Source organism: Nisaea sediminum (genome assembly GCF_014904705.1).
Lineage (GTDB): Bacteria > Pseudomonadota > Alphaproteobacteria > Thalassobaculales > Thalassobaculaceae > Nisaea > Nisaea sediminum.
In genome coordinates this window covers 185306-211004 of the sequence record NZ_JACZCQ010000002.1, presented here as the reverse complement: position 1 = coordinate 211004, position 25699 = coordinate 185306, and the positions used below count along the sequence as shown (strand labels likewise).

At 63.3% G+C, this 25699-nt stretch carries 27 protein-coding genes, 2 tRNA genes and 1 riboswitch; of the genes, 10 read left to right on the top strand and 19 right to left on the bottom strand.

What is annotated here, in order from left to right; translation table 11 throughout:
- Position 1: 1 nt before the first annotated feature.
- The 15 genes from IG122_RS04505 to IG122_RS04435 all read right to left on the bottom strand — a co-directional run bounded on the left by IG122_RS04505 (position 2) and on the right by IG122_RS04435 (position 13022).
- Entirely contained in the window at positions 2-655 is a 654-nt protein-coding gene (locus IG122_RS04505) for a LysE family translocator (protein WP_193180879.1), read from the bottom strand.
- 135 nt (positions 656-790) lie between these two features.
- Positions 791-1588 carry an FAD binding domain-containing protein gene (locus tag IG122_RS04500; protein ID WP_193180877.1) on the bottom strand — a complete coding sequence of 266 codons (798 nt, stop codon included), beginning with the start codon at positions 1586-1588 and terminating at the stop codon, positions 791-793.
- A 26-nt stretch (positions 1589-1614) separates the two neighbouring features.
- A complete protein-coding gene (locus tag IG122_RS04495) occupies positions 1615-3978 on the bottom strand; it encodes a xanthine dehydrogenase family protein molybdopterin-binding subunit (RefSeq protein WP_193180875.1) in 2364 nt (787 codons plus the stop codon).
- Positions 3979-4029: 51 nt separating this feature from the next.
- Positions 4030-4488, bottom strand: coding sequence for a (2Fe-2S)-binding protein (locus IG122_RS04490; RefSeq protein WP_193180873.1), 459 nt, complete (start codon positions 4486-4488; stop codon positions 4030-4032).
- A 258-nt stretch (positions 4489-4746) separates the two neighbouring features.
- Positions 4747-5376, bottom strand: coding sequence for an SRPBCC family protein (locus IG122_RS04485; RefSeq protein WP_193180871.1), 630 nt, complete (start codon positions 5374-5376; stop codon positions 4747-4749).
- A gap of 114 nt (positions 5377-5490) precedes the next feature.
- On the bottom strand, positions 5491-7206 hold the full coding sequence (locus IG122_RS04480; protein WP_193180870.1) for a Na(+)/H(+) antiporter subunit D: 1716 nt from the start codon (positions 7204-7206) through the stop codon (positions 5491-5493).
- Positions 7190-7480 (bottom strand): hypothetical protein, encoded by a 291-nt coding sequence (locus IG122_RS04475; protein WP_226893324.1) that lies wholly within the window; start codon positions 7478-7480, stop codon positions 7190-7192. The genes IG122_RS04480 and IG122_RS04475 overlap by 17 nt, the downstream gene beginning before the upstream one ends.
- Positions 7481-7490: 10 nt before the next feature.
- Positions 7491-8981 carry a monovalent cation/H+ antiporter subunit D family protein gene (locus tag IG122_RS04470; protein WP_193180868.1) on the bottom strand — a complete coding sequence of 497 codons (1491 nt, stop codon included), beginning with the start codon at positions 8979-8981 and terminating at the stop codon, positions 7491-7493.
- A complete protein-coding gene (locus IG122_RS04465; protein WP_193180866.1) occupies positions 8978-10465 on the bottom strand; it encodes a monovalent cation/H+ antiporter subunit D family protein in 1488 nt (495 codons plus the stop codon). Before IG122_RS04465 ends, IG122_RS04470 begins: the two co-directional genes overlap by 4 nt.
- Positions 10462-10869 (bottom strand): cation:proton antiporter subunit C, encoded by a 408-nt coding sequence (locus tag IG122_RS04460; protein WP_193180864.1) that lies wholly within the window; start codon positions 10867-10869, stop codon positions 10462-10464. The genes IG122_RS04465 and IG122_RS04460 overlap by 4 nt, the downstream gene beginning before the upstream one ends.
- Positions 10870-10872: 3 nt before the next feature.
- Entirely contained in the window at positions 10873-11310 is a 438-nt protein-coding gene (locus IG122_RS04455; protein WP_193180862.1) for a Na(+)/H(+) antiporter subunit B, read from the bottom strand.
- Positions 11307-11894, bottom strand: a complete 588-nt coding sequence (locus IG122_RS04450) for a DUF4040 domain-containing protein (protein WP_193180860.1) — start codon at positions 11892-11894, stop codon at positions 11307-11309. Before IG122_RS04450 ends, IG122_RS04455 begins: the two co-directional genes overlap by 4 nt.
- On the bottom strand, positions 11894-12235 hold the full coding sequence (mnhG, locus tag IG122_RS04445) for a monovalent cation/H(+) antiporter subunit G (protein ID WP_193180858.1): 342 nt from the start codon (positions 12233-12235) through the stop codon (positions 11894-11896). The genes IG122_RS04450 and mnhG overlap by 1 nt, the downstream gene beginning before the upstream one ends.
- Positions 12235-12537, bottom strand: a complete 303-nt coding sequence (locus tag IG122_RS04440; RefSeq protein ID WP_193180856.1) for a monovalent cation/H+ antiporter complex subunit F — start codon at positions 12535-12537, stop codon at positions 12235-12237. The genes mnhG and IG122_RS04440 overlap by 1 nt, the downstream gene beginning before the upstream one ends.
- Complete coding sequence (locus IG122_RS04435) at positions 12534-13022, bottom strand: Na+/H+ antiporter subunit E (protein ID WP_193180855.1); 489 nt, start codon at positions 13020-13022, stop codon at positions 12534-12536. Before IG122_RS04435 ends, IG122_RS04440 begins: the two co-directional genes overlap by 4 nt.
- A 212-nt stretch (positions 13023-13234) precedes the next feature.
- Between IG122_RS04435 and prpB the strand changes: the two genes are divergently transcribed.
- Both prpB and IG122_RS04425 read left to right on the top strand, forming a co-directional pair.
- Complete coding sequence (gene prpB / locus IG122_RS04430) at positions 13235-14143, top strand: methylisocitrate lyase (protein WP_193180853.1); 909 nt, start codon at positions 13235-13237, stop codon at positions 14141-14143.
- A gap of 113 nt (positions 14144-14256) precedes the next feature.
- Complete coding sequence (locus tag IG122_RS04425) at positions 14257-15117, top strand: branched-chain amino acid aminotransferase (RefSeq protein ID WP_193180851.1); 861 nt, start codon at positions 14257-14259, stop codon at positions 15115-15117.
- Between the two features lie 47 nt (positions 15118-15164).
- Here IG122_RS04425 and IG122_RS04420 read toward each other — a convergent pair whose 3' ends face one another.
- Positions 15165-16106, bottom strand: coding sequence for an ABC transporter substrate-binding protein (locus IG122_RS04420; RefSeq protein ID WP_193180849.1), 942 nt, complete (start codon positions 16104-16106; stop codon positions 15165-15167).
- Positions 16107-16871, bottom strand: a complete 765-nt coding sequence (locus IG122_RS04415) for an ABC transporter permease (protein WP_193180847.1) — start codon at positions 16869-16871, stop codon at positions 16107-16109.
- Between the two features lie 55 nt (positions 16872-16926).
- A riboswitch (TPP riboswitch) is annotated at positions 16927-17030 on the bottom strand.
- 111 nt (positions 17031-17141) lie between these two features.
- On the opposite strand from IG122_RS04415, the gene IG122_RS04410 reads away from it, so the two are divergent.
- From IG122_RS04410 to IG122_RS04395, 4 genes are all read left to right on the top strand, one after another.
- Entirely contained in the window at positions 17142-18623 is a 1482-nt protein-coding gene (locus IG122_RS04410) for an NAD(P)/FAD-dependent oxidoreductase (protein ID WP_319024811.1), read from the top strand.
- Between the two features lie 71 nt (positions 18624-18694).
- On the top strand, positions 18695-19795 hold the full coding sequence (locus tag IG122_RS04405; protein ID WP_226893323.1) for an acetoin utilization protein AcuC: 1101 nt from the start codon (positions 18695-18697) through the stop codon (positions 19793-19795).
- An 80-nt stretch (positions 19796-19875) separates the two neighbouring features.
- The gene (locus tag IG122_RS04400; RefSeq protein ID WP_193180843.1) at positions 19876-20967 is read left to right on the top strand and encodes a putative sugar O-methyltransferase; all 1092 of its coding nucleotides are present in this window, start codon (positions 19876-19878) and stop codon (positions 20965-20967) included.
- Positions 20968-20997: 30 nt separating this feature from the next.
- Positions 20998-21480, top strand: a complete 483-nt coding sequence (locus IG122_RS04395) for a DUF192 domain-containing protein (RefSeq protein WP_193180841.1) — start codon at positions 20998-21000, stop codon at positions 21478-21480.
- Positions 21481-21491: 11 nt separating this feature from the next.
- Here the strand turns inward: IG122_RS04395 and IG122_RS04390 are convergent, their stop codons facing one another.
- Positions 21492-22364, bottom strand: coding sequence for a CgeB family protein (locus tag IG122_RS04390; RefSeq protein ID WP_193180839.1), 873 nt, complete (start codon positions 22362-22364; stop codon positions 21492-21494).
- A 250-nt stretch (positions 22365-22614) separates the two neighbouring features.
- Here IG122_RS04390 and IG122_RS04385 point away from each other — a divergent pair.
- The 4 genes from IG122_RS04385 to IG122_RS04370 all read left to right on the top strand — a co-directional run bounded on the left by IG122_RS04385 (position 22615) and on the right by IG122_RS04370 (position 23868).
- A tRNA-Pro gene (locus tag IG122_RS04385) sits at positions 22615-22691 on the top strand.
- Positions 22692-22809: 118 nt separating this feature from the next.
- The gene (locus IG122_RS04380) at positions 22810-23349 is read left to right on the top strand and encodes a CC0125/CC1285 family lipoprotein (RefSeq protein WP_193180837.1); all 540 of its coding nucleotides are present in this window, start codon (positions 22810-22812) and stop codon (positions 23347-23349) included.
- 111 nt (positions 23350-23460) lie between these two features.
- The gene (locus tag IG122_RS04375; RefSeq protein ID WP_193180834.1) at positions 23461-23775 is read left to right on the top strand and encodes an ETC complex I subunit; all 315 of its coding nucleotides are present in this window, start codon (positions 23461-23463) and stop codon (positions 23773-23775) included.
- Positions 23776-23791: 16 nt separating this feature from the next.
- Positions 23792-23868: transfer RNA gene (locus IG122_RS04370), tRNA-Arg, on the top strand.
- Between the two features lie 12 nt (positions 23869-23880).
- On the opposite strand, the gene IG122_RS04365 is transcribed toward IG122_RS04370, so the two are convergent.
- On the bottom strand, positions 23881-25467 hold the full coding sequence (locus IG122_RS04365) for an AMP-binding protein (protein ID WP_193180833.1): 1587 nt from the start codon (positions 25465-25467) through the stop codon (positions 23881-23883).
- Positions 25468-25699: the final 232 nt, after the last annotated feature.

The window sequence follows — 25699 nt, the reverse complement described above, 5'->3', positions numbered from 1 at the left end:
GTCAGGGCGAGACATCCGAGGTCGATAACTCAAGCCTTACCTCGTTGGCGAGCTTCAGCCCGAGCGCGAGCATCACACCTCCGGCAACCAGGTCCAGATAACGCGTGAGGCGGAAATAGAATGCCCGCGCATAGCCCGTCGAGAGAAACAGGGCGAGGGCGCCGTACCAAAGAGCGGACTGAACGGCGATGATGACAAGGATCGCCAGATAGACCCAGCCCGGCGCATGGGCGGGTACGGCAACCAGGAACGCGCTGGTCCAGAAGACCGCTGATTTCGGATTGCTCAGTGTCGTCAGGAGGCCGGTCACGAAGGGGCTCCGCGCAGCAAATCGATTTGCGCTACCGGTGCTGACGGAGCGGCGCGAGAAACCGGCCCCGAGCATCCGTATGCCGACATAGATGAGATAGGCGGCGCCGGCGAGCCGCAGCAGCTTGTATAACCAGCCGGTATCGAGCAGCAGGGCGCCGACGCCGAAGAGGGCGCAGCCAACCCAGATCAGGGATGCGAGGACAACGCCGGCCACTGCTTTCAGGCCGTCCCGACGGGAGCGCGTGGCGGAAAGCCAGCTGACCACGATGGTGTTGGATCCCGGGATCATCGCCATGAGAAAATGCATGCCGGCGAGGGCGAGGAGGCTCGGAAGAAATTCCATATCGCTACTCCGGAAAAGATGACGCGATCCCGTTTCGGATTGCGGTGTCAGTCTATCTCCCCGCGCATCCATTGCGTCGACAAAAAAAGCCCCCGGAGAAAGCACCGGGGGCTCGGAACCGAAATGTTGCGGAGATCAGCCGGCTTTCGCGACCGCCCGCTTTGCCATCACCGTGATCAGGTGCGCGCGATAGGCGGCGCTGGCGTGGATGTCCGCATTGAGATCGCTCTCGGAGACCTTGATGCCGGACACCGCGTCGGCGGAGAAATTCCCGCCGAGCGCGCTTTCCATCTCCGGCACCCGGAAGACACCGTTCTGACCCGCGCCGGTCACCGCGACACGGACGCCGCTGCCGGTCTCGGCGACGAAGACGCCGACCAGGGCATAGCGCGACGCCGGGTTCGGGAACTTCTCGTAGGCGGCCTTCTTCGGCACAGGGAAGGAGATCTTGGTGATGATCTCGTCCTCGTCCAGCGCCGTCTCGAACAGGCCGGTGAAGAAGTCGTCCGCGGCGATCTCGCGCTTGCTGGTGTGGATGGTCGCGCCGAGGGCGAGGCAGGCCGACGGATAATCCGCCGCCGGATCGTTGTTCGCCACCGAACCGCCGATCGTGCCCATGTTGCGGACCTGTGCATCGCCGATATTGTCGGCGAGTTCGGCCAGCGCCGGGACCGCCGACTTCACGTCCGCGGAGGCCGCGACTTCGGCATGCTTCGTCATCGCCCCGATGGTGACCGTCCCACCGCCGGCGGTGATGCCTTTCAGCTCGCCGACGCCGGACAGATCGATCAGGTCCGACGGGCTCGCCAGCCGCTGCTTCAGGGTCGGGATCATGGTCTGACCGCCGGCGAGCAGCTTGCCATCGTCGGCGCCTTTCAGGGCGCTGACCGCATCGGCGACGCTGGCCGGTTTGTGATGCTCGAACTCATACATCGTCAGGGTTCCTTCCTGGCTTTCTCTTACTCGGCCGCCTGCAGGGCGGACCAGATCTTCTCCGGCGTGGCCGGCATGCTCATATCGCGCACGCCTTTGTCCCAGAGCGCGTCGATGACGGCGTTGATCACCGCCGGCGGGGAGCCGATGGCCCCGACCTCGCCGACGCCTTTCACGCCGAGGGTGTTGTGGGTGCAGAGCGTGCTCTGCGTGGCCACATTGAAGCTCGGCAGGTTATCGGCACGCGGCATCGTGTAGTCCATATAGGACCCGGTCACGAGCTGTCCGTTCTCATCGTAGGCCGCATATTCGAGCAGCGCCTGGCCGATCCCCTGGGCGACCCCGCCATGCACCTGGCCTTCGACGATCATGGGATTGACCACGCGTCCGACATCGTCGACGGCGGTGAAATTCACGACTGTGGTAGTGCCGGTATCCGGATCGATTTCGACCTCGCAGATATGGCATCCGCCCGGATAGGTGAAGTTGGCTGGATCGTAGAAGGCCTTCTCGTCCAGTCCCGGTTCCAACTCGTCGTGCGGGAAGTTGTGCGGGACATAGGCGGTGAGGGCGACCTCGCCGAAAGCCATCGAGCGGTCGGTACCGGCGACGGTGAAGTTGCCGTCCTTGAACTCGATATCCTCGGCCGAGGCTTCGAGCACATGGGCCGCGATTTTCTTCGCCTTGTCGATGATCTTGTCCACGGCGCGGATCAGGGCCTCGCCGCCGACGGCGAGAGAGCGCGAGCCGTAGGTTCCCATGCCGAATTGCACCTTATTGGTGTCGCCATGGCTGATCTCGATGTTTTCCATCGGAAGGCCAAGCCGCTCGGACACCAGCTGGGCGAAGGTCGTCTCGTGACCCTGGCCGTGGCTGTGGGTTCCTGTAAACACGGTCACGGAACCGGTCGGATGCACCCGGACCTCTGCGGACTCGTAGAGTCCGGCACGAGCGCCGAGGGAACCGACGACGGCCGACGGTGCGATACCGCAGGCCTCGAGGTAGGTCGAGAAGCCCATGCCCCGGAGCTTGCCGCGGCTTGCCGCTTCGGCCTTGCGGGCGGCAAACCCGGCGACGTCGGCGAGTTTTGTCGCGGAGGCGAGGGTGGCCTCGTAATCGCCGCTGTCATACTGCAGGGCTACCGGCGTCTGGTAAGGAAAGGCATCGGCCGGAATGAAGTTCCGGCGGCGGATTTCCACCTTGTCGATCCCGGTCTCGCGCGCCGCCTGATCGACGATACGCTCCAGCAGGTAGGTTGCCTCCGGCCGTCCGGCGCCGCGATAGGCGTCGACCGGCACGGTGTTCGTGAAGATCGCCTTCACATTGGCGTGGATCACCGGCGTGGTGTAGGTGCCTGCAAGCAGCGTGGCCGAGAGATAGGTCGGAACGCAGGGCGCGAAGGTCGAAAGATAGGCCCCCATGTTCGCCTGGGTCTGAACCTTCAGCGCCAGGAATTTTCCGTCCTTGTCCAACGCAAGTTCGGCGTGGTTGATCTGGTCGCGTCCATGGGCGTCCGAGATGAAGCTCTCGCTCCGTTCCGCGACCCATTTGATTGGGCGGCCCACCTTAGGCGCCGCCCAGGTGACGATCGCTTCCTCTGCATAATGGTAGATCTTGGAGCCGAAGCCGCCGCCGACATCCGGCGCGACAACCCGGAGCTTGTGCTCCGGAATGGAAAGCACGAATGCCCCCATGAGCAGGCGGATCACATGCGGGTTCTGGCTTGTTGTGTAGAGAGTGTACTCGCCGCTCGCGGCGTCGAACTCGCCGATGGCAGCCCGCGGCTCCATCGCGTTCGGAACCAACCGGTTGTTGACCAGATCGATCTTGGTCACATGAGCTGCGCCGGCGATCGCCGCATCGACCGCAGCCTCGTCTCCGATTTCCCAATCAAAACAAAGATTTGTTCCGACATCTTCATGCAGGACGACTTTATCGGACAACGCCGCGGCCATGGTGGCTGCGGCCGGCAGAACCTCGTAATCGACGGAGATCTGCTCCGCCGCGTCCTTCGCTTCGGCGTAGGTTTCCGCGATCACGACGGCAACCTGATCGCCCACATACCGAACCTTGCCCTTGGCGAGCGGCGGGTGCTCCGGCTCATGCATCGGCGATCCATCTTTCGAATGGATCTGCCAGCCGCACGGCAGGGAGCCGACCTGCATGTCCTCGCCGGTGAAGACGGCGAGAACGCCCTTCGCAGCTTTCGCCGCGGTGCTGTCGATCGACTTGATCTTCGCATGTGCGTGCGGGCTGCGCAGAATATAGGCGTATGTTTGACCGGGGCGATTGATGTCGTCCGTATAGTTGCCCCGTCCTGTCAGAAAGCGGAAATCCTCGACGCGCTTTACGGCGGCGCCTATGCCCGTACCCGTGGTTCCGTCCGGCATTTTATCCTCCCAGATCCTGAAGCGGTTGGTCCGCTGTCTTTGTTCAGGTGTTTAGACGCCCGCGGCCTGCTGCACCGCCTTGACGATATTGTGGTAGCCCGTGCAGCGGCAGATATTGCCTTCGAGCCATTCGCGGATCTCGTGCTCGCTCGGCTTCGGGTTCTTCTGCAACAGGTCGACCGCGCTCATCACCATGCCTGGGGTGCAGAAACCGCACTGCAGGCCGTGGTTGTCGCGGAAGGCTTCCTGCATCGGATGCAGCTTGTCGCCATCGGCGAGGCCCTCGATCGTGGTCACGTCGGCGCCGTCTGCCTGAACCGCGAGCATGGTGCAGCTTTTCACCGAGTTGCCGTTCACATGCACGACGCAGGCGCCGCACTGGCTGGTGTCGCAACCGACATGGGTGCCGGTCAGACGGAGCTGTTCGCGGATGAATTGAACGAGTAACGTGCGCGGTTCGACTTCGCCGCTGACAGCTTTCCCGTTCACCGTCATGGACACGGTGGTCATATCTTCTCTCCCTGCAATCTCCCCAGGGCGCCGTCGTGGCGGCCGCCCTCGGATCCCAAGATCCTGAATATGCCGAAAAGTTCGCTCCTTCCGACCTTGGCGCTCAGTCTCACAGCCAATCGCGGTCAAGGTCAAGCGACGGATAGAAGACGCCGCGAATTCGTGATCGAAGGGAGCGGAAGGCATAGAAAAACGGCGCGGAACGAGTGTGCCGCGCCGTTTCGTGCCGGCCATGATAGGCCGGAGTTTTTCAACGGATCAGAAGCTGAGCGCCGTCATCGCGAACCAGACCAGGCTGGCGATCGCCACGCCGGTCGTCAGGACCGCGGTCCAGTGCAGACCGTGATATACGTTTTCCGCCGGAACGCCGTCTTTGCTCATTGCTTTGTCCTTTCCTTCGTCTGCTGTTGCCGGAGCCGGCGCCGTTGCCGCCGCCGGTGCTTCACCGCCTTCTCCAACGACCTCGCTGAAGGTCTTGAAGAAATCGTTCGCCATTTTCTTAGCCGTGGAGTCGATCAGCCGCGCACCGATCTGTGCGAGCTTGCCGCCGACCTGGGCATTGACGTCGTATTTGAGCAGGGTTCCGCCTTCGGCATCCGAAAGCGCGACCTTGGCGCCGCCCTTTGCGAAACCCGCCGCACCGCCCTTGCCTTCGCCGCTGATCGTATAGCCGTTCGGCGGATCGATATCGGACAGGGTCACCGCCCCGGTGAATTTCGCCTTCACCGGCCCTACCTTCGCCGACACCTTGGCGTCGAACGCATTGTCCCCAGTGCGGTTGACTTCCTCGCATCCGGGAATGCACTGCTTGAGGATCTCGGGATCGTTCAGCGCCTCCCAGACTTTCTGCCGGGGCGCGGGGACGAGGTACTCGCCGCTCATGTCCATAGCGATGAACCTTTCTCTATCAGGAGGAAACCCGGAAGGGTCGACTTATCATTTTTTCCAGACCCGTTCCAGATGGGACGGCTTGCTGCCCGTTACCATATGTGACCGCGGAGATTATACCGCCGAGTAGCTCACCATCAGTGCGACGAGGAGAAGGAAGGCGATGATCGCCACCGCATTTCCGACGCCGAAAGTCCGCCCGTAGAGGCCGCCAGGCGCAAAGACCGAGGCCGACAGGGACATTGCCGAGCGGATGACGGTCTTGGCATCGTCCGTCACGTGCTTGTAGCCGGTATCGATCGCCCGTCCGATTGCGACAAGTCCACGCGGCAGCAGGCGCCTGTAGACCCAGTCGAAATCGAGATTGGTCGATTTCAGTTCCGGTGGATAGATCCGGTAGAGCATCAGCACGGTAAAGGCCAGAGCCGAGAACATCAGCAGCTGCAATTGCGTGATGACGTGGGAGGTTGTGTAGGGCACGTAATCGACATCGTAGGGCAGCAGCGCATAGAGCGGCTCCGGCCAGATACCGATACCGATGCAGAACGCGGCTGCGATCCCCATCGCCAGCAGCATGTTGAGCGGTGCTTCCTTCGGCCGCCGTCCGCTGTCGTGGGCGAAGAAGGCGAAGTAGGGGATCTTGATGCCGGAATGGTGGAACACGCCGGCGGAGGCGAAGAGCAGCACGCCCCAGACGAACCAGTATCCCTCCTTGCCGCTCGCCGACATGATCAGGGACTTGGAGACGAATCCGGAGAAGAGCGGAAAGGCTGAGATCGAGGCGGCGCCGACGACGCAAAAAATCATCGTCAGCGGCATGGTTTTGTAGAGCCCGCCGAGTTCCGAGCCTTTGCAGGTTCCGGTGCGGAACAGGACCGCGCCCATCGACATGAAAAGCAGTGCTTTATAGAGGATGTGGCAGAAGGCGTGCGCCGCGGTGCCGTTCAGTGCCAGCTCGCTGCCGATCCCGACCCCCACGACCATGAAGCCGAGCTGGTTGTTCAGGCTGTAGGCCAGAACGCGGCGCAGGTCGTTCTCGATCACCGCATAGAAGATCGGGAACGCGGTCATCGCGGCGCCGATCCAGATCAGCATCTCGGTTCCGGCGAAGCCGCGGGCCAGCGTGTAGACGGCCAGCTTGGTGGTGAAGGCGGAGAGCACGACGGTGCCGGTCACCGTGGCTTCGGCATAAGCGTCCTGCAGCCAGTTATGCAGCAGCGGGAAGGCGCATTTGATGCCGAAAGCGAGCAGGATCAGCGGCGCACCGGGCGCGTCCAGACCGAAATGCTCGAACGCGATCGATCCGGTCGCGTTCACATGCACGATCAGGCCGGCGAGCAGGATCACGCCGGAGCCGACCTGGATGATCAGGTAGCGCATGCCGGAGCGGAACGCGCTTTCGGTGCCGCTGGCCCAGATCAGGAAGACGGAGGAGATCGCGGTCAGTTCCCAGAACACGAAGAGGGAAATCAGGTCGCCCGCGAGCGCGGCGGCGATCGCGCTGCCGGCATAGACCTGCGCCGCCGTGCGTTGGACCGGATCGGCCTCGTGCCAGGCATAGAGGTTTCCGAGGATCGCCGCGATCATGAAGATCGTGGCGAAGATGCGGGAGAGATTGTCGATCCGCAGCAGCTCCAGCTCGTAACCGAGGAAGCTCACGGCGGCGTGGGAACCGTCGGGCAGCGCGAAAATGTAGGCGAGCAGCACCGCCGGAAGGGCAAGCACGTAGATGCGCGAGATCCGGGCGCTGAGGAACGGAACCAGAAGGCCGCCGAGCGCCAGCAGGATGCCGGGGCTCATCGGGAGGAGGAGATCAGCGATCGCGGTCATAGTAATCCTCGTCCCGCATCAGGAAGACCCGCATGCCCTTGGCGGCGAGCACCAGCCCGACGCACATCACGAAGCCGTAGACGGCATAGAATCCGAACCAGGACTCAGCCTCGAAATAGGGATGCTTGTGATAGAAGGCATCGGCGGCGAACAGCGCGGCGCAGACGGCGAAGAGCGCATAGATGATCTTCTTCACGTTTCGCTTGTCGTCGAGCCAGCGGGGAGCTTCCCCTGCGGGCGCGCCGTGGTGATGGTTTTCGCTGTGATCGCTCATGCAGCCAGCCTCACTCTACGATTGGGCGCAGCAACGCGATGATCGCGTCGGCGTAGAAGAAGAGTACGAAACAGCCGAGTGCCGTCAGGCATGGCGGCAGCACGCAGAGCAACGGCGCTTCCTGGATGCCGCTCTTGGACGGCGCGACCGCGGCTCCGGCGGAAGCGGTCGCGAGCTCCGGTGCCGGGCGGAAGAATCCTCGCGCGACGATCGGCATCAGATAGGCGATGTTGAGCAGAGAGCTGATCATGTAGATCGCGACGACGACTAGCATGCCGCTCTCGGCCGCGCCGAGCACCAGGTACCATTTGCTCCAGGTCCCCGCGAGCGGCGGCAGCCCGATGATCGAGAAGGCGCCGATGCAGAAAGCCGCGAAGGTGAAGGGCATCTTGCGCCCGAGGCCCTGCATGTCGCTGATCTCGGTCTTGTGGGTCGCGACGTAGATCGCGCCCGCGCACATGAAAAGGGTGATCTTGCCGAAGGCGTGAGTCGCGATATGCAGTGCCCCGCCGAGGATCGCGTAATGGTTCGCCAGCGCGGCGCCGAGGACGATATAGGCGAGCTGGCTGATCGTCGAATAGGCCAGCCGGGCCTTCAGGTTGTCCTTGCTCATGGCAACGAGAGAGGCGGTCAGCAGGGTGAAGGACGCGACCCAGATCAGCCAGTTGGCAGCCCCGGTTCCGGCCAGGAAATCGATCCCGAAGATATAGACCACGACCTTGAGGACGGTGAAGACGCCGGCCTTCACGACGGCAACGGCGTGCAGCAGGGCGCTGACAGGCGTCGGCGCGACCATGGCCGAGGGCAGCCAGCGATGGAACGGCATCAGCGCCGCCTTGCCGATGCCGAACATGTAGAGCGCGAGAAGTACCGGCAGCAGCACCGGGTCGACCTTGCCGGAGAGAATGCCGCCGGCGGTGAAATCGAGCGTTCCGGCGGCAATCCAGGTCCAGATGATGGCGGCCAGCTGCAAGCCGATCGAGGTCCCGATCAGGATGCCGAGATAAATCCGCGCGCCCCGCTTTGCCTCCTCGGTCTCCTTGTGTGCGACGAGCGGGTAGGTCGAGAGCGTCAGGATCTCGTAAAAGACGAAGAGCGTGAACATGTTGCCGGCGAAGGCGATGCCCATGGCGCTGGAGATCGCGATCGTGAAGCACATGTAGAAGCGGGTCTGCTTCTTCTCGTCGTTTCCGCGCATGTAGCCGATGGAATAGAGCGAATTCACGATCCAGAGCCCGGAGGCGATGCAGGCGAACAGCATGCCCAGCGGCTCGATCTCGAAGGCGAGCGAGAGCCCCGGCATCACTTCCAGCAGATCGACGCTTGGCCGCGCGCCGTCGAGCACATCGCTCAGCAGCGACAGGACGATGGCGAAGAGTAGGACCGACGTGATCAGCGTCACCGCTTCGCGCAGGTTGGGCGACTTGCCGGTTAGCCAGATCAGAACCGTGCCGGCGAGCGGCAGGAGCAGGGTCGCGAGAAGGGCGGTTTCGGCGCTCATTGCATCACTCCCACCAGCCCTTCGGCTGCGGCGCGCGCGACGGAGACCGTAAAGTCCGCATTAACGCCGAAATAGACATTCGCAGCGACCAGAACCCAGGTCGGGATCAGCATGGAGAGCGGCGCCTCGGTCACCGTCCGGCCCGGAACCGGGTCCTTCAGATAGGCGGCTTCCACCACCCGCCAGATATAGATCACCGCGAGCAGCGAGCTGGCGACGATCAGCAGCACGAGCCACCAGGCTTCCTGCTCGAGGGCGGCGGAAATCAGGTACCACTTGCTGATGAAGCCGACGGTCATCGGAACGCCGATCAGGCTGAGACCACCGATCACGAAGGCGGCCATGGTCCAGGGCATCTGCCGGCCGATGCCGGCGAGGTCGGCGATATGGACCGAACGGACGCGCATGAAGACGCAGCCGAGCGCCATGAAGAGCGCGCCCTTCATCAGAGCGTGATTGAAGAGATGCAGCGTCGTCGCCATCACGCCGGTGACGCTGAGCAGTCCGAAGCCGAGCACCATGTAGCCGATCTGCGCGACGCTGGAATAAGCCAGCATGCGCTTCAGATTGTATTGGTAGATCGCGGCAATGGAGCCCGCGAACATCCCGAGGACAGCAAGCGGGATCCCTACTGTCGCAGCCATCGGCGCGAGCAGGCCGGAGCCGGTGCCGAACACCGTGAAGGAGAACCGCAGCAGGAGATAGACGGCGGCCTTGGTCGCGGTCGCGGCGAGGAAGGCGGTCACCGCGCTTGGAGCATGCGTGTATGCGTTCGGTAGCCAGGTGTGGAGCGGGAAGAGGGCGAGTTTCAGCGCCAGCCCGACCACGACGAAAGCGAAGGCGACATCGACGGTACGCGTTTCCGCGATGGTGCCGAGCCGGTTGGCGATGTCCGCCATATTGAGGCTGCCCGTCGCCATATAGAGCAGCCCGATGCCGATCACGAAGAAGGTCGCGCCGACGGTGCCGAGGATCAGGTAGTTATAGGCGGCGGTGAGGGCGCGCCGGTCGTTCGTGGCACCGGCCGCGACCAGAACATAGGTCGAAAGCGACGAGACCTCGAGGAAGACGAAGACGTTGAAGGCGTCGGCCGTCGCGGTGATCCCGAGCAGGCCGGTCAGGCAGAGGATGTAGGCGGTGTAGAGCAAGCTGTGCAGCTTCTCCGGGACCTCAGCTTCGAAGCTTCGCTTCGCGAAGGGCAGCACCACCGAGGAAATGCCCGAGATGATCAGCAGCACGATCCCGTTGCTCGCGTCGACCCTGTACTCGATCCCCAGCGGTGCCATCCAGCCGCCGATCTCGTAACTGATCGGGCCGTTCTCCATCACCGTCTGCAGCAGGTAGACGGAACATAGGAACGCGCCGAGGCTGACGATCAGGGTGAAGAACCAGGCGAGGTTGCGGATCCGCAGCACCGAGCAGATCGGTGCCGCCAGCAGCGGGCCGACGACCTGCAGGACCGGAAGATGTTCGGCGGCGATCATCGCGCGTCTCCTTCCGAACCCTTAACGCGGACCTGTTCGCCTTTCATCACGGCCACGTTGAGGTCTTCCAGCTCGTCTTCCTCGATCGTGCTGTAGTTCTCCTGGATGCGTACGACGAGCGCCAGCCCGAGCGCTGTCGTCGCGATGCCGACGACGATGGCGGTCAGGATCAGCACATGCGGCAGCGGGTTGGAGAACAGTTCCGGCTTGCCCGTCAGGATCGGCGCGGTGCCGCCCTCGGCCTTGCCGAGGGTAATGTAGAAGAGGAAGACCGACGTCTGGAAGACGTTCAGGCCGACCAGCTTCTTCACCAGATTGCCGCGGGATATGACGATGTACAGCCCGAACAGCATCAGGGCGACGACGATCCAGTAATTGTATTTGTCGAGGAGGAGCTCAAGCATGGCTTACCAGTCGTCGTCCTGAATGTCGTCGGTGCGGCCGGCATAGGCGAAGAATATCGCGATCATCACCGCGGTCACGGTCACACCCACGCCGAATTCCACGACCAGGATGCCGAGATGCTGGCCGCCGGTCGGCGTCGCGGCGAGCACGTCGTAGTCGAGATAGGTGCCGCCGAGCAGCAGGGAGGCGATCCCGGTCCCGCCATAAATCAGCACACCGAGCGGAACCAGGATGGCGAGCCAGCGCGCCGGGAAGGCCTTGCGCGCGGTCTCGACGCCGTAGATCAGGGCATAGAGCACGAAGGCGGCCGCGAATATGACGCCCGCCTGGAACCCGCCGCCCGGTCCGAAATCGCCGTGGAACTGCACATAGAGCGCATAGAGCAGGATGAAGGGGATCAGCAGCTTCGAGACCACGCGGAGGATAAGATGATGCCTCATGCCTCATCTCCCGAAGTTTTCTGCGCTTCTTCGTCGGCTTCGTCCTCGCGCCGCCGGCGTCCGATCAGGAACCAGACGCCGATCCCGGCGGTGAAGATCACCGCCGTCTCGCCGAGCGTGTCGAAGCCGCGATAGCTGGCCAGGATCGAGGTGACGATGTTCGGGACCTGGATGTCGTCGCGCGAACCGGCGATGTATTCCGGCACGATATGCTTGAACCCGGCGGCCTCGGTCGAGCCGAACGGAGGCATGTCGACGGTGCCGTAGATCAGCGCCGCGCCGACCGCGAGGCAGACCAGAACCGGGCCGATATGCAGTTTGACGGCATGCTTCTCGCTCCGCCGCGTCAGGGTCATGGCGCCCAGCATCAGGACGGTCGAGATGCCGGCGCCGACCGCGGCCTCGGTGAAGGCCACGTCGACGGCGTCGAGCGTGACGAAGAGCGCGGCCGAGATCAGGCTGTAGATGCCCGAGAGCATGGCGGTCGCGAAAAGGTTGCGGGAGCGGATTATTCCGATGGCGGTCACCGCCAGCAGCGTCATCAGCGAAATATCGACGGCGACATTCACGAGTCCGGAGCCCATCAGCGCTTCTCCCCGTTGCCGGACTCGAGGTCCTTGGCCGGGACGCCGAACGGACGGAGGCCCACCGAGTTGGCGGCATTGGCGAGCGCGTGCGTCGCGGTCGGGCTGGTGAAGAAGATGAAGAGCGAGATCATCGCCAGCTTCACGGTGACGAGGGACCAGCCGGCCTGCAGCATCATGGCGATCAGCAGAAGTTCCGTGCCGAGCGTATCGGTGATTCCGGCGCCATGCAGGCGCGTATAGAAGTCGGGCAGCCGCAGCATGCCGAGGGTGCCGGTGAAGACAAAGAACACGCCGGCCAGGATGAAACCCCAGGAGAGGGTGTCGATGAGGAGCTGCATCACTTCACTCCCCCATTGCCGTTTCCGTTTTCCGCGTCGCCCGCGATACCGAGGTTGCGGTAGCGGAAGAATTTGAGGATCGCGATGGTGCCGACGAAATTCATCAGCGCATAGAGCAGGGCGATATCGAGAAAGTCCGGGCGTCCGCCGATGAAGCCGAGTACGGCGATCAGCAGGACGGTCTTGGTGCCGAAGCTGTTGCCCGCGAGCACCCGGTCATAGAGCGTCGGCCCCATGAGTCCCCGGGCGAGCGCCATCAGCATCGGAATGATAAGGCCGGCCGCGGCCACGGCGAACATCATCGGATTTTCGCCTCCACGGCGGTCACGCGCGCATCCATGTCGCTTTCCAGCAGCCCCTGCGCCATCTCGTCGGTGATCGCGTGAACCAGGATCTCGTCATTGTCGATATCGACCGAGACGGTTCCGGGAGTGAGGGTGATCGAGTTGGCGAAGGTCGTGATGCCGACATCTGTCTTCTGTGTAGCCTTCACGCGGATCATGCGTGGCGAAATCTCCATTTTCGGAGAAAGGACGATCTTGGCGACGTCGATATTCGCCTTGCCGATCTCCTTCGCCAGCCAGATCCAGTACTTGATGAGGCTGGGGCGCAGATTGACGGAAACGGGATTGCCGTCGATCCGGTCCATCCGGACCGCGAGCCAGACGCTGAGAACCAGAGACGCAACGCCGAAGCCGAGGACCAGTTTATGGTCGAGACTGATTGAACCTGAAAGCAGCATCCAGAAGGCGGCAAGACTCGCCCCCAGACTTAAGATGTGCCCCATCAACCCGTTCCCTCTCGTTCCTCTACCAGACTCGTTTACCCCGGCGGGCGGCGGTCTGGTGTACCAAGAACCAATCCGACAGCAAGCCGGCATTGTCAACTGAATGACGACAATGCAATGACACAGGGGCGGATCGGAGTGCAATCTCCGTCGCGGAAATATCCTGTTCCGCATTCCGACGAAGCGGCAAAACGCGTGGAGGCAATATAAACATGTCTTGGCTCTTGCAGGACGAGGCTGATCGTACAGCTGCCGGTGACCGCTTGGCCGCTCTTTGGGAGCGCCCGGGAATTGTCCGGATTCCTGGTGCCCATGACGCTCTCTCGGCGGTTATCGCGCGCGATACCGGGTTCGAATCGCTTTACCTCTCGGGCGGTGCTCTCTCGGCAAGTCTGGCTCTGCCGGATCTCGGCATGATGACGATGGAGGAACTCGTCGGGCAGGTGCGGAGCATCGTCCGGGCTTCCGCACTGCCGCTGGTGGTCGACGGTGACACGGGGTACGGCGAGGCTCTGAATGTGATGCGGCTTTGCCGGGAGCTCGAAGAGGCGGGGGCGGCCGCGGTCCAGCTCGAGGATCAGGTGCTGCCGAAGAAGTGCGGACATCTTTCGGACAAGCTGCTGAACGACCGGGACTCGATGTGCGCCAAGATCGCCGCGGCCAGCAAGGCGCGGCGTCATCTCCGGATCATAGCGCGGACCGACGCGATGGCGTCGGAGGGACTGGATGCTGCGATCGCGCGCGCTCAAGCCTATGTCGCGGCCGGCGCGGATGCGATTTTCCCTGAAGCGCTGACCGAGGAAGCGCATTTCCGAGCATTCGCGGAGGCGCTTGACGTGCCGCTGCTTGCCAACATGACAGAGTTCGGAAAGACGCCATACTACACGGCGGAACAGTTCGAGACCTGGGGCTTCAAGATGGTGATCTGGCCGGTGACCTCCCTCAGGGCTGCCGCCGGGATCGTGCGGGACCTCTATGCGCATCTTGCCGATCAGGGTAGCCAGGAGGGCTTCCTCGACCGCCTGATGAGCCGCAAGGATATCTACAAACATATCGGTTACAGTGAATACGAAGCCCTGGATGGGAGCATTGCGGCCAGTGTGGTTCCCGATACCGAGTGACTGACACCGGTTTTCCGCCGGAAAAATTGTCTCCATGACAAAGTTGCGATAGCGGGGTCGCAGCATATAGGTCAGAAATACTGTCCTGTTTTGTTGCTCGTGGAGACCGTAAAATGAAACAAATATTCTGGCGCAATGGCGAATGGCTATCAAACGAACCGATGGTCAGCGGACCGCTGCAGATTTCCTTCTGGTCCGGAAGTTCCGTTTTCGACGGTGCCCGAGCCATCAGAGGGGCGCTTCCCGACATAGCTCGCCATGCCGAGCGGGTGGTTAGTTCGGCAAGGGCCATGCTGCTCAGCCCGGGTCTTGATGCGAAGACCATCGAGGGGCTTTGCCGCGAGGCGGCGAGCCGGTTGCCGGCGGATACCGATTACTATATCCGGCCGATGTTCTACTCGACGGGTCAGGGCGTGGCACCGGAAGGCAACGATACCGAGTTCGTGCTTGCGGTCTTCGAAGCACCGCTTCCGGATCCGGTCGCAGGCAGTGCCTGCCTCTCCAGTTTCCGGCGCTGCGCGACCGATCAGGCGCCGACAAACGCCAAGGCAGGCTGTCTCTATCCAAACGGTCAGCGGGCCCTGAAGGAGGCGCGCGAGCGCGGCTTCGATTTGCCGGTGATGCTCGATCCGGACGGCAATGTCGCGGAATTCTCCACGGCGAATATCTGGATCGTGAAGGACGGGGTGGCGAAGACCCCTGCCGCGAATGGGACCTTTCTTGCCGGCATTACGCGCAAGCGCCTGATTGGCTTGCTGAAAAAGGACGGCATCCCGGTCGAGGAGGCGGTCCTTTCTCCTGAGGATCTCGCGAATGCGGACGAGATGATCGTCTGTGGAAATTTCGGGAAGATCCAGGCCGTCACGCGGTACGAGGAGAAGGAGATGGCTCCGGGACGGGTCTTCGAGCGTGCCCGCAAGCTCTATATGGATTTCGTCGACAGCGAACGGCAAGCGCAGGCCGCTGCCGAATGACGGCCTGCTCCCGCGCCCTGCTCAGGCAGGGCGCGGGAGCACGCAGGTCACTTCAGTTCCGTCGCGTAGCTCGCGACGTCGGGTGTCTTGCTGATCAATCCCGATTCGCGCATGAAGGCGGCGAAGCGCTCGTAGCGGCCGGTATCGAGCGCCGCCGGGCGGAGCGCGAAACGGGGCAGGGTATCGCGCCAGGCCCGCTTGTTCAGCTCGTCGTCCAGCTCCTTGCGTCCGTCGATGAAGGCCGTCCAGGCGTCGTTCGGATGGTTGACCAGATACTGGGTCGCCCGCTCGACGGCGGACAGGAACTTCTTCAGCCGCGGATCGCCGAGATTTTCCCTGTGGGCGATATAGATCAGCTCGTCGTAGGGCGGCACGCCTTCCTCCTCGACGAAGAAGGCCCGGCCGGGCTTCCCGACGATATCCATCTGGTTCAGCTCGAAATTCCGGAAGGCGCCGATCACGGCGTCGACCTGGCCCGAGATGATCGAGGGCGAGAGCGAGAAGTTCACGTTGATCAGCTCGACATCGGAGAGCGCGAGGCCGTGCTTCTTCAGCATGGCGCCGAGCAGCGCATCCTCGAAGCCACCGACGGAGAAGCCGACCTTGCGGCCCTTCAGGTCCGCGATCGACTTGATCGGACCGCTCTCGAGCGCGACCAGCGTGTTGAGCGGTGTCGCGACCAGGGTTCCGAAGCGCACCAGTGGCAGGCCTTCCGCGGCCTGGATGTGCAGCTGCGGCTGGTAGGAGACGGCAATCTCGGCCTTCTTCGCGGCAACCAGTTTCGGCGGATCGTTCGGATCGGCTGGCGCGATCAGTTCGACCTCCAGACCTTCTGCGGCAAAGAAACCCTTTTTCTCGGCGACGATCAGCGGTCCGTGGTCCGGATTGACGAACCAGTCGAGCAGGACGGTCAGCTTTTCGGCGGCACTGGCCGGGCCTGTGCCGAGCGTGACGAGAGCCAGCAGCAAGGCGGCGGTGCGGATGAACATTCAAAATCCTCCGGTAGCGGTAGTGGGCCGGGCTTCGCCGGCTTGCCAGGGCATCGCGGCCCTGAGCAGGAAATCGATCCCGTAATAGAGCGAGACCGCCAGGATCGAGAGGGTGAAGAGAGCGGCGAACATCAGGTCGATCTGCAGACGGGCATTGGCATGCAGCATCAGGTAGCCGAGCCCGGAACTGGAGCCCACCCATTCGCCGACGATGGCGCCGATCGGCGCGACGGCGGTCGCCACACGCAATCCGGACGCGAAGGCGGGCAGCGCGGCGGGCAGGCGGACATGCAGCAGGAGATCAAGCCGTCCGGCACCGAGCGTTCGGGCGCAGTCGATGAAAAGCGGGTCGGTGCGCCGCAGCCCGTCGAACATGGCGGCTGTCACCGGAAAGAAGATGATCAGTGCCGCCATCGCGACCTTCGAGGCCATGCCGTAGCCAAGCCAGAGGACGAGGACCGGCGCCAGGGCGAAGACCGGCACGGCCTGGCTGATCACGAGCACCGGCAGCAACCAGGGTCTGACGCGCGCCGACCAGCTCAACATCAGGGCCGCCGCCGCACCGAAAACCGTACCGAGACCGAGGCCGAGAAGGATTTCTGCCAAGGTCGTCCCGGCATGCCCGAGAATGAGGTCCGAGCGCTGCCAGAGCGCGTCCGCGACCGGCGCGGGCCCCGGCAGAATGTAGGGTGGTGCGCCGCTGAGGCTGACGACGCTCTGCCAGAGCGCGAGCAATCCGGCGAAGATCACGAGCGTGCGCATCATCGGCACTCTGCGCACATGTCAGGACGTTTTGTCGGTGAAGTGCGCGGCCGTGTGCCGTCAATCATCTGGCTCTCCCTCCGCCGGCATTACCCGGATCAGGTTAAGGGTCGTTCCCTCCGGAACCTCTCAGCCGCCGACGCGGCTCCCCTGAACGCGGCAGATAATGGGCGAGCTTCGCGGTGAAGGCAAGCGGACGATACCGCTCCTCTGGATGACGGCGCCGAAGCGCGCTACCTAGAAGGCCGGGAAACATATTTCTGCGGGGATCATGTGAGCGACGCCGGACCGCCCATCGGACTTGAAGCGCTTGAAGCGCGGGTCCGCGACGATCTCGGGTGCATTTCCTATCCCGACGCGAACTGGATCCCTGAGCGGACCGGACCCGACGGGCACACGGCGCTCGACGTGCTTGTCATCGGCGGCGGACAGGGCGGCCTCGCCATTGCCCACGCGCTGAAGCGGGCGCGGATCGAACGCGTGCGCATCGTCGATCGTGCGCCGGAGGGGCGCGAGGGGCCGTGGATGACCTACGCCCGCATGCCGACGCTGCGATCGCCGAAGCAGGTCAACGGTCCGGACCTCGATATTCCATCCCTGACCTTTCGCGCGTGGTTCGTGGCGCAGCACGGAGAGGTGCGTTGGGTGGAACTGAACAAGATCTGGAAAGAGGACTGGGCCGCCTATCTCCTCTGGCTCAGGCGCGTGCTCGAGATCCGCATCGAAAACGGCGTTTCGGCGGAACGGATCTCGCCGCTGGTGTCCGGAGACCTGATCTCGGTGGATCTTGTCGAAACCGGATCCGGGGCCCGCGAGACCGTCTTTGCGCGCAAGGTCGTCATCGCGACCGGTATCGAAAGCCCCGGCAAATGGTGGACGCCGCCCGAGATTGCCGCGCTGGACCGGAAATACTGGGCGCATGCCTCTGAGGACATCGATTTCGAGTCCTTGAAAGGACGGCGCGTCGCGGTGCTCGGTGCCGGCGCGTCCGCGTTCGACAATGCGGCGACGGCGTTGGAGGCTGGGGCGGCTCGCGTGACGGTCTGCTGCCGGCGTGAGGAACTGCAGAGGGTTCAGCCGTTCAAGTGGCTGTCGTTCCCCGGATTTCTCGGCCATTTCGCCGAGCTCGACGACCCCTGGCGTTGGCGATTCATGAACCATCTGCTGACCCTCCGCGAGGCCTTTCCGAAGGAGACCTGGGAGCGCACGGCGCGGCACGACGCGTTCGAGCTCTTGACGGGGGCGCCCTGGCTTTCCTGCGATGTGCGGGACGGACGGGTTGAAATCGTCACTCCGAAGCGGAAACTTGAAGCTGACTTCCTGATCGTCGGGACCGGTTTCGATATCGATCTTGCGGCCGTTCCCGAATTCTCGGACATAGCGGCGCATGCCGCCCTCTGGCGCGACCGGTTTCAGCCGCCGGCAGGGGAGGAGAACCCGAGACTGGGACGCTACCCCTATCTCGATCCCACATATGCGTTTCAGGAGCGCGAACCTGGAACTGCCGGATGGCTGCGGCATGTGCGGCTCTTCACCTTCGGCGCGACGCTCAGTTTCGGGCCGTCGGGCTCCTCGATCAATGCGATGAAATTCGCGGTGCCTCGACTCGTCTCCGGCATCGTGCGCGACCTCTTCACGGAGGATGTCGCGCAACACTGGGACAGCCTGAAGGCATATGATCTGCCCGAATTCCTGTTCCCCGGGGAGGATGGGCAGGCTGCACCACAGAAACCGGTCATCGGCAGGATGGCATGAGCCTGTTGACCGCCGATAAAGGGCCTCAGCCCGGAGCCTTGATCCCGCCTGCGTTTCCGCAGCGGCCGGTCATGATCGGGAGCGAGATCTACCGGCGTTCGCGCTACGGCGTGAAGCATCCGCTATCCATCCAGCGCGTGACGCCGGTCATGGATCTCGCGCGCGCACTGGATCTGCTATCGGACGATCTCTTCATCGACAGCCCTGTCGCCTCTCCGGAGGAACTTTCACGCTTCCATGCGCCCGATTACATTGCCGCAATCATGGCGGCCGAGCGGGACGGGCGGGTCAGCGACGAGGTCAAGGAGAAGTACAATATCGGCCGTGCCGGAAACCCGGTCTTTCCGGAGATCTTCAGCAGACCGGCGACGGCCGCCGGCGCCTCGCTGCTGGCCGGCCGGACCCTCGCGTCGGTCGAACGCGGGACCATACATTCTCTCGCCGGCGGGACCCATCACGGGCGCCGGGACATGGCGTTCGGCTTCTGTTTCTTCAACGATCCGGTGCTCGGCATTCTGGCGATGCTCGACGGCGGGCTCGGCCGCATCGCCTATATCGACCTCGATGCCCATCACGGCGACGGTGTGCAGGATGCCTTCCATGACGAGGACCGGGTGCTGACCGTCTCGATCCACGAGGACGACCGCTGGCCGCGTACCGGTTCTGCCGTGGACCGCGCCGGCGGCATGGCGCGGAACTTCCCGGCGCTGAAAGGCCTGAACGATACCGAGTTCCGCTATCTGATCGAGGAAGGCGTGGTTCCCGTCGTCGAGGCATTCGCTCCGGAGGCGGTTGTGATCCAGAGCGGATGCGACGCGCTTGCGGACGATCCGCAGAGCAAGCTGGAGCTGTCGAACAACGCGCTCTGGGAAGCGGTTTCCCGCCTCACCAAGCTCGCACCCCGGGTTCTGGTGGTTGGAGGAGGGGGCTACAATCCCTGGGCCGTGGCGCGCTGCTGGACCGGCATATGGGCGACACTCAACGGCCATGATCCGCGGGACATCGAAATCGGTCCGGCGGGAGAGAGTATTCTGCGGGAGCTGTTCTGGAACCACAGCCGCGGCCGCAACCCGCCGGAACATTGGTTCGCGACCCTGGCCGACCGGCCGAACGAAGGAGCCGTCCGCTCCGAAGTGATCGACCTGGCGCGTCTTGTCAGGCATCCCGACTGATGGTTCTTGCGCTAGCTGGAAGGCCGCCTGCAAGGTCATGCGTCCGCCTGTGTTCCCCGATCTGAATTGAGCAAGAACGTATGAATTCGGACCAGACCATCCTGATCGCTCCGACCTCGCATCTCCCGGATCAGCCGGTGCTTCGAGAAATGCTGAAGGATTTCGAAGCGGCGAAACAGATCGGCGAACGAAGTGCGCGCGGCGCGCACTGGGATATCTTCCGCCCGGATTTCGACAGGTTGATCCGGACCGAGGCGCTCTGGCCGAGGTTCCGGCAGATGGGCGTGAGCTACCGTTTCGACGACAGTTTCCATACCGGGAACGGACGCGGGAAACGGGAGATGCTGCCGTCCTACGCGGTGCTCGAAGAGGCGAAGACCTGGCGCTTCGACGGACGGGCGGTGCAGATCCGGATTGCCGATTTCATGGCGAAAGTCACGGGACTTCTGAGTTGGGAGGAGGTCGCGTTCCTGTCGGAATGCAGCATCGGAAACCCACCGGCTGTTCCGATCGATGGCCGGGATATGAAGGCGGACTGGAACGACATCAGTCAGGTCTTCTTCGCGGTGCAATTGAAGAAACTCTTCGACTTCGGGACGGGGGGCAGCGCGGCTCGCCCGGTCTATCTTGAGATCGGCGCGGGGTACGGATCGCTCGCCGCGAAGCTGCGGAAGCTTATCCCGGATCTGCAATGCATCCTTCTGGATCTTCCGGAAGTGAATGCGGTGCAGCGCTACTATCTCAGCCAGGCGGAGCCGGGGGCGGCGATACTTGGCGCTGGGAGCGCCCGGGACGATATGGCGGCAGCTCTCGAGCGTGCGGATTATCTCCTGCTTCCGGCCGCGCTGGCGGAACGGGTGCCGGAGGGATACGTGGATCTGGCGGCGAACATCCGCAGTTTCATGGAGATGCCGGTATCCGTCGTTACAGACTATATCCGCACCGTGGAGCGGGTGGCGAAATCGAACGGGCAGTTCTATTGCGTGAATGCGCTGGAGAAGAGCACATCGGGGGATGTGGTGCGGCTCGCGGAATATCCCTTCGATGAGAGCTGGTCCATGGTCTCTCCACCGATGCCGCTGCCCTGGCAAACCCACATCGTGGCGCTCTCGCTGCGTCGCGGACCGCCGGGCGACGGTTTCCGTGCCGCGCTCGCTTCCCTGACCGCCTAGAAACTTCTTGCCTGACATCTGGACGAAACGATGAAACAGCACCCCACGAGCAGCTTCCGAAAGTTTCTTCGCGTCATCCTGCTCGGATTGATCGCGCTTGGAGCGGCGGGACCGGCGAACGCGACGGACGGCACGTCGCGACTGGTGATCCTGAGCGGCGGACAGGAGCATGTTTTTTCTGTCGAGGTCGCGGATACGCCGGAGGCGCGGGCGCGCGGCCTGATGTTCCGCAAGGAACTGGCGGATGATGCCGGCATGCTCTTCATCTATCCCGGAAAGGCCAAGGTTTCGATGTGGATGAAGAACACCTATGTCAGCCTCGACATGCTGTTCCTCGACCGTGACGGAACCATTCTTCATATTGCGGAGCGGGCCGTTCCGCATTCGACCGACGTCATATCCTCGCGGCTGCGGGTGAAGGCGGTTCTCGAAGTCGTCGCCGGAACCGTGGCGCGGCTCGGTCTGAGGGAAGGGGATCGCGTCGAGCACGCCACGCTGGAGCCCGCGCGCTGATCCGGTCCCGATCAGTGTAGCTTTTCGAGGGCCTCCGCCAGCAGCACAGTCATCGGATGGCGCGCCGCGATATCATAGGCTTCGCTGCCGTCTTCGATCCATCTGCCGGCGCCGCATGCCTCGAGGCAGCCTTCGATCAGGGCGTCGCGATCCGGGAAGACTCTTGCAGCCTCCAGATAACCGTCGGGATCCTCCGTCGCGTCCGACAGCGGCATGATGGCGTTGTTGGCGAGATAGACGACGCGCTGCGGGCTCGCGTGCCGTCCATGCGCGAGGTTCAGGTTCACCTTTGCCAGCGCGGCGCGGGAATTGCGGACCAGGTCGTCGGGTGCATTGGACGCACCGGCGTTTTCAGTGGTCACGACCTTGAGGCCCCGTGCCGAAAGCGTTTCGAGGACCCGCTTCCGGTCCGGATAGGCGGATGTGTCGCCGAAGAAGAAGACGTCGATCGGTCGCTCCTTCAGAGAGGGAATCTCCGAGACAGCCGGATGAAAGCCGTAACGCAGATAATGGGCGCGCTCCGTCAATGGTGCGTAGAGAGGAACGTCCTGGCGAAAGAGACAGAGGACGGCGGCGGCATTGCCGACAAAGCGCCTGAATTCCTCATCCGTCTGATCCTGGCCCGGCTGCGTCAGATGGGAAAAGCCGTCGAACAGCTCGACACCGAGCACGGCATAGCGAACGCCGCCCTTGATCATGGCGTCCGTCAGTTCCTTCAGGCGGAAGGCCATCGGCGGCGCGATGAGATTGAGGGCGCCGGCCTCGATGGCGTTGTCCGAGACCCGGACCTGATGGCCGAGGTCCGTGAGGCTCGCATAGAGAAGCTGATAGAGGTTGCGGTAGAGATTGAAGCGGTTCCCGATATTCACGATGTTGATGAACACGCTTGTTCTCCGTCACGGACGTCGGCGATTGCTTGGGCGGCGGTAAGGGGCGGCCTGAACTCGTTCCGCCTGCATCCGGCTCCGCACGGTTTTAGAATGAGCGGAGGCGAATTGACAGTGGCCGCTTGCCGTTCTGTCACGTCCGCAGCCGCCGAACGTTGTTGTCTCGGGGACAATTTCGGGAGCGCGGAAATGAACTGTTGCGCGGGATTGACGGAGAAGTTAGGAATTCCGCGCTTTTGAGCCATGTCGGGGTGTAGCGCAGTCTGGTAGCGCATCTGCTTTGGGAGCAGAGGGTCGGCGGTTCGAATCCGTCCACCCCGACCATCATCACTTTGTGAGGCTGTTCGCGCTCCGGCGACCCGTGTGGATGGCAGAAATTGAGAATGAGACCTATTGTCGTCTTATTCTGTCCGGAAAGCTCCGCATTCGGGAGGTGCCTGTCATGAGAACAGATCTGCCGGCACGGCGAATGACCCAACTGCTCGGGGGCTTCGTCCTCGCCGCGATGCTGGGGGCCTGTTCGACACCGACCCCTTATGCTCCGGCATCCGAGCGCTTCGGCTTCAAAGACAGTGTAATCGAGCAGGACAGATACCGGGTCAGCTTCAGCGGCAACTCGGTGACGGACAGGGAAACCGTCGAGACCTATCTGCTATACCGTGCGGCCGAGTTGACCCTTGAAAAGGGACGAAGCCATTTCGTCGTCGTGGCGCGGGATCTCGACAAGAACGAGCGCTATATTCACCATGATTTCTATCCGTTCGGTTTCGGATCATTCGGCTATTACGGCCATCATGGCGGATACTTTTTCCGTCAGAGCATGTTCGCCGGTCCGTCGGACAGCATACCTGTGACCCGGTACGAGGCCGTCGCGGAGATCGTGATCGGCGGTCCCGAGCTGAAAGCCGAGGGCACGGACGCTTACGATGCACGGGACGTGATCTCGAATCTCGGACCGAAGATCGTCCGCACGCCCGGCTGAACGTCAGCCGCATTGACCTCCGCCTGCCTTTGAGCGATACGGAACCGAAGCTGTGACTTCCGGGCACCGAGAAGGTCCGGAGGCATCTCGGGGACGAGGAGAGAGAATGCCATGACCGTGCGGATTTACCGGCCGAGCAAGACCGCCATGCAGTCGGGGCGGGCCAAGACGAAGCGCTGGGTGCTGGAGCCTGAACTCGAGACCGCGCGGCGTCCGGAACCCCTCATGGGCTGGGTCAGCAGCGGCGACACCAAGAACCAGATCCGTCTGACCTTCGAGACCAAGGAAGAGGCGGTCGCCTACGCCAAGAAGCACGGGCTCGACTACATCATCCAGGGCGAGCACAAGCGCAAGCTGAAGCCGAAAGGCTATGCCGACAATTTCGCCGCCGACCGCTTCGCCACCTGGGGCACCTGGACCCACTGATTTTTCAGAGTTTCGCGGCCCCGTAGCTCAACTGGATAGAGCACCGGACTTCTAATCCGACGGTTGCAGGTTCGAGTCCTGCCGGGGTCGCCAATATCCGGCCTGTCAGGCGCCTTTGAGCGCCGCTTCCGCCATTTCCCGCAATTTCTGCTTTTGCACCTTGGTTCCGTTCGGGCCGGTCACGGTCGCGAATTCGGTGACCGGAAGGACGAGCCGCGGCACCTTGTATTTCGCGAGCTGCGCCACGCAATGCGCGCGCAGTGCCTCGGGATCTGCCGTCCGGCCGGTCGCCGCGATGACGAAGGCGACCGCGACCGGGCCGTCGCTCGCCTGCACGCCGACGACCTGGGCGCTCGCGACATCCGCATGGTCCTCGAGCACGCCCTCGATCTCGCGCGGGCTGACGAGGAAACCGCCGAGGCGCATGGTGTCGCCCATGCGGCCCTTGAAGTGAAATCGGCCGTCCGGCTCCATCACGCCGGCATCGCCGGCGGAGAACCAGCCGTCTTCGGAGACGGCGGCGGCCGTCGCGTCCGGATCCTCGAAATAGCCGACGAACTGGCTCGGTCCCCTGAATTGGAGGGCGCCCATTTCTCCGACAGGAAGCTCTGCGCCCGTTTCAGGATCGCAGACGCGTGCCCGGCCTTCGGAAGAAACCGGATGGCCACCGGGTTTGGCGCGCTCCAGGCGCGGCAGGCCGGCGGGCTGGGCGGCGAAGAGGGCCTGCAGTTCGCTCATGCCGAAGAGGCCGCGCAGGATCACGCCGGCCTCGCGCTCGGCACGTTCGACAAGGGCTTCGGCATTGGTTCCGGAGAAGGAGGCGAAACCGACCTCGCGCAGGGACGCGAGCTGCCCGGGTTTCGCCTCGTCGAGGATGCGGACGATCATGTCGTCGGTCGCGTTGAAATGGGTCGCCTTGTGGCGCTCGATCAACTCCAGTGCGTCGGAAGAATTGAAGGCATCCATCAGGATCGTCGGCCGCCCGTTCGCCAGCGCGCCCATGAGTTGGGAGAATCCGAAGACGCCGCAGAGCGGAAGGGCGCCGAGCATGACGGCATCCGCATCGGTATAGCCGAGCGCCGAACCTGAATCCTTGCCGTGCTGCACGATGGCCCGCTGGCAATGCATCACAAGTTTCGGCGCGCGTGTCGTTCCGGAGGTGGCGAACATGGCGCAGGGCAGGGCGGGATCGACCGGCGGCAAGGCTCCGGGTGCCGTCGCAGCAAGGGTGGAATAGGAAACGGTCTCGCCGACCGGCGCCGTGGCGGGCTTGATCGAGCAGTTCACCACATGCGTCAGGCTTGAAAGGGAGCCGGCCGGCACCGCGGAGAGGATGTCGAGGAACGGGATTCCCCGGAAGCCGGCAGCGATTGCCAGCAGTTTCGCGCGCGTCCGTTTCAGCAGGCCCTCGAGTTCGGTCTTCTGGTAGCGGGTGTTCACGATCACCGAGATCGCCCCGAGCCGGGCCGCGCCGAAGACCAGCGCCGCCATCGGAATCCCGTTCGGCAGCCAGACTGCGATCCGGTCCCCTTTGGTGATCCCGATGGATGCGAGGCCCGCGGCGACGCGACTAACCTCTTCCTCCAGTTCCTTGAAATTCACGCTGCGGCTGCCGTCGACGAGCGCGATGTCGTGAGGCTGTTCTGCCGCGAGGCGGGAAAGAAGACCGGGGAGCGACTCGGCCTGTTTCATCTCGTATCTCCGAATTTCTGACAGTCGCGATCGGTGGAACAGTCCGGTTGCGGCAGGGGAGCATCCCCTGGAGAGGGTCGCACGTTGCCCCGGGTTAGCATGACGGTCCGGAGCCGACAATTGCCAAGCGGTCCCAAGAATCTTGCCGATGAAAGAACGCCGCTCCACTGCATATTCGGCCTTTCGGCAAGTCGTGTAAGATCGCCTAGGCACGGGAAGGCTGAGATTCAAT

Coding starts and splice junctions, on each gene's coding strand:
- IG122_RS04470 (WP_193180868.1), bottom strand. CDS start 8,981: ATGAGCGCCGAAACCGCCCTTCTCGCGACCCTGCTCCTGCCGCTCGCC.
- IG122_RS04435 (WP_193180855.1), bottom strand. CDS start 13,022: ATGGGGCACATCTTAAGTCTGGGGGCGAGTCTTGCCGCCTTCTGGATG.
- IG122_RS04400 (WP_193180843.1), top strand. CDS start 19,876: ATGAATTCGGACCAGACCATCCTGATCGCTCCGACCTCGCATCTCCCG.
- IG122_RS04375 (WP_193180834.1), top strand. CDS start 23,461: ATGACCGTGCGGATTTACCGGCCGAGCAAGACCGCCATGCAGTCGGGG.
- IG122_RS04440 (WP_193180856.1), bottom strand. CDS start 12,537: ATGATGTTCGCCGTGGCCGCGGCCGGCCTTATCATTCCGATGCTGATG.
- IG122_RS04425 (WP_193180851.1), top strand. CDS start 14,257: ATGAAACAAATATTCTGGCGCAATGGCGAATGGCTATCAAACGAACCG.
- IG122_RS04500 (WP_193180877.1), bottom strand. CDS start 1,588: ATGTATGAGTTCGAGCATCACAAACCGGCCAGCGTCGCCGATGCGGTC.
- IG122_RS04460 (WP_193180864.1), bottom strand. CDS start 10,869: ATGCTTGAGCTCCTCCTCGACAAATACAATTACTGGATCGTCGTCGCC.
- IG122_RS04475 (WP_226893324.1), bottom strand. CDS start 7,480: ATGAGCGATCACAGCGAAAACCATCACCACGGCGCGCCCGCAGGGGAA.
- mnhG (WP_193180858.1), bottom strand. CDS start 12,235: ATGCAGCTCCTCATCGACACCCTCTCCTGGGGTTTCATCCTGGCCGGC.
- IG122_RS04405 (WP_226893323.1), top strand. CDS start 18,695: ATGATCGGGAGCGAGATCTACCGGCGTTCGCGCTACGGCGTGAAGCAT.
- IG122_RS04455 (WP_193180862.1), bottom strand. CDS start 11,310: ATGAGGCATCATCTTATCCTCCGCGTGGTCTCGAAGCTGCTGATCCCC.
- prpB (WP_193180853.1), top strand. CDS start 13,235: ATGTCTTGGCTCTTGCAGGACGAGGCTGATCGTACAGCTGCCGGTGAC.
- IG122_RS04465 (WP_193180866.1), bottom strand. CDS start 10,465: ATGATCGCCGCCGAACATCTTCCGGTCCTGCAGGTCGTCGGCCCGCTG.
- IG122_RS04495 (WP_193180875.1), bottom strand. CDS start 3,978: ATGCCGGACGGAACCACGGGTACGGGCATAGGCGCCGCCGTAAAGCGC.
- IG122_RS04380 (WP_193180837.1), top strand. CDS start 22,810: ATGAGAACAGATCTGCCGGCACGGCGAATGACCCAACTGCTCGGGGGC.
- IG122_RS04480 (WP_193180870.1), bottom strand. CDS start 7,206: ATGACCGCGATCGCTGATCTCCTCCTCCCGATGAGCCCCGGCATCCTG.
- IG122_RS04420 (WP_193180849.1), bottom strand. CDS start 16,106: ATGTTCATCCGCACCGCCGCCTTGCTGCTGGCTCTCGTCACGCTCGGC.
- IG122_RS04490 (WP_193180873.1), bottom strand. CDS start 4,488: ATGACCACCGTGTCCATGACGGTGAACGGGAAAGCTGTCAGCGGCGAA.
- IG122_RS04450 (WP_193180860.1), bottom strand. CDS start 11,894: ATGGGCTCCGGACTCGTGAATGTCGCCGTCGATATTTCGCTGATGACG.
- IG122_RS04365 (WP_193180833.1), bottom strand. CDS start 25,467: ATGAAACAGGCCGAGTCGCTCCCCGGTCTTCTTTCCCGCCTCGCGGCA.
- IG122_RS04415 (WP_193180847.1), bottom strand. CDS start 16,871: ATGATGCGCACGCTCGTGATCTTCGCCGGATTGCTCGCGCTCTGGCAG.
- IG122_RS04505 (WP_193180879.1), bottom strand. CDS start 655: ATGGAATTTCTTCCGAGCCTCCTCGCCCTCGCCGGCATGCATTTTCTC.
- IG122_RS04485 (WP_193180871.1), bottom strand. CDS start 5,376: ATGGACATGAGCGGCGAGTACCTCGTCCCCGCGCCCCGGCAGAAAGTC.
- IG122_RS04395 (WP_193180841.1), top strand. CDS start 20,998: ATGAAACAGCACCCCACGAGCAGCTTCCGAAAGTTTCTTCGCGTCATC.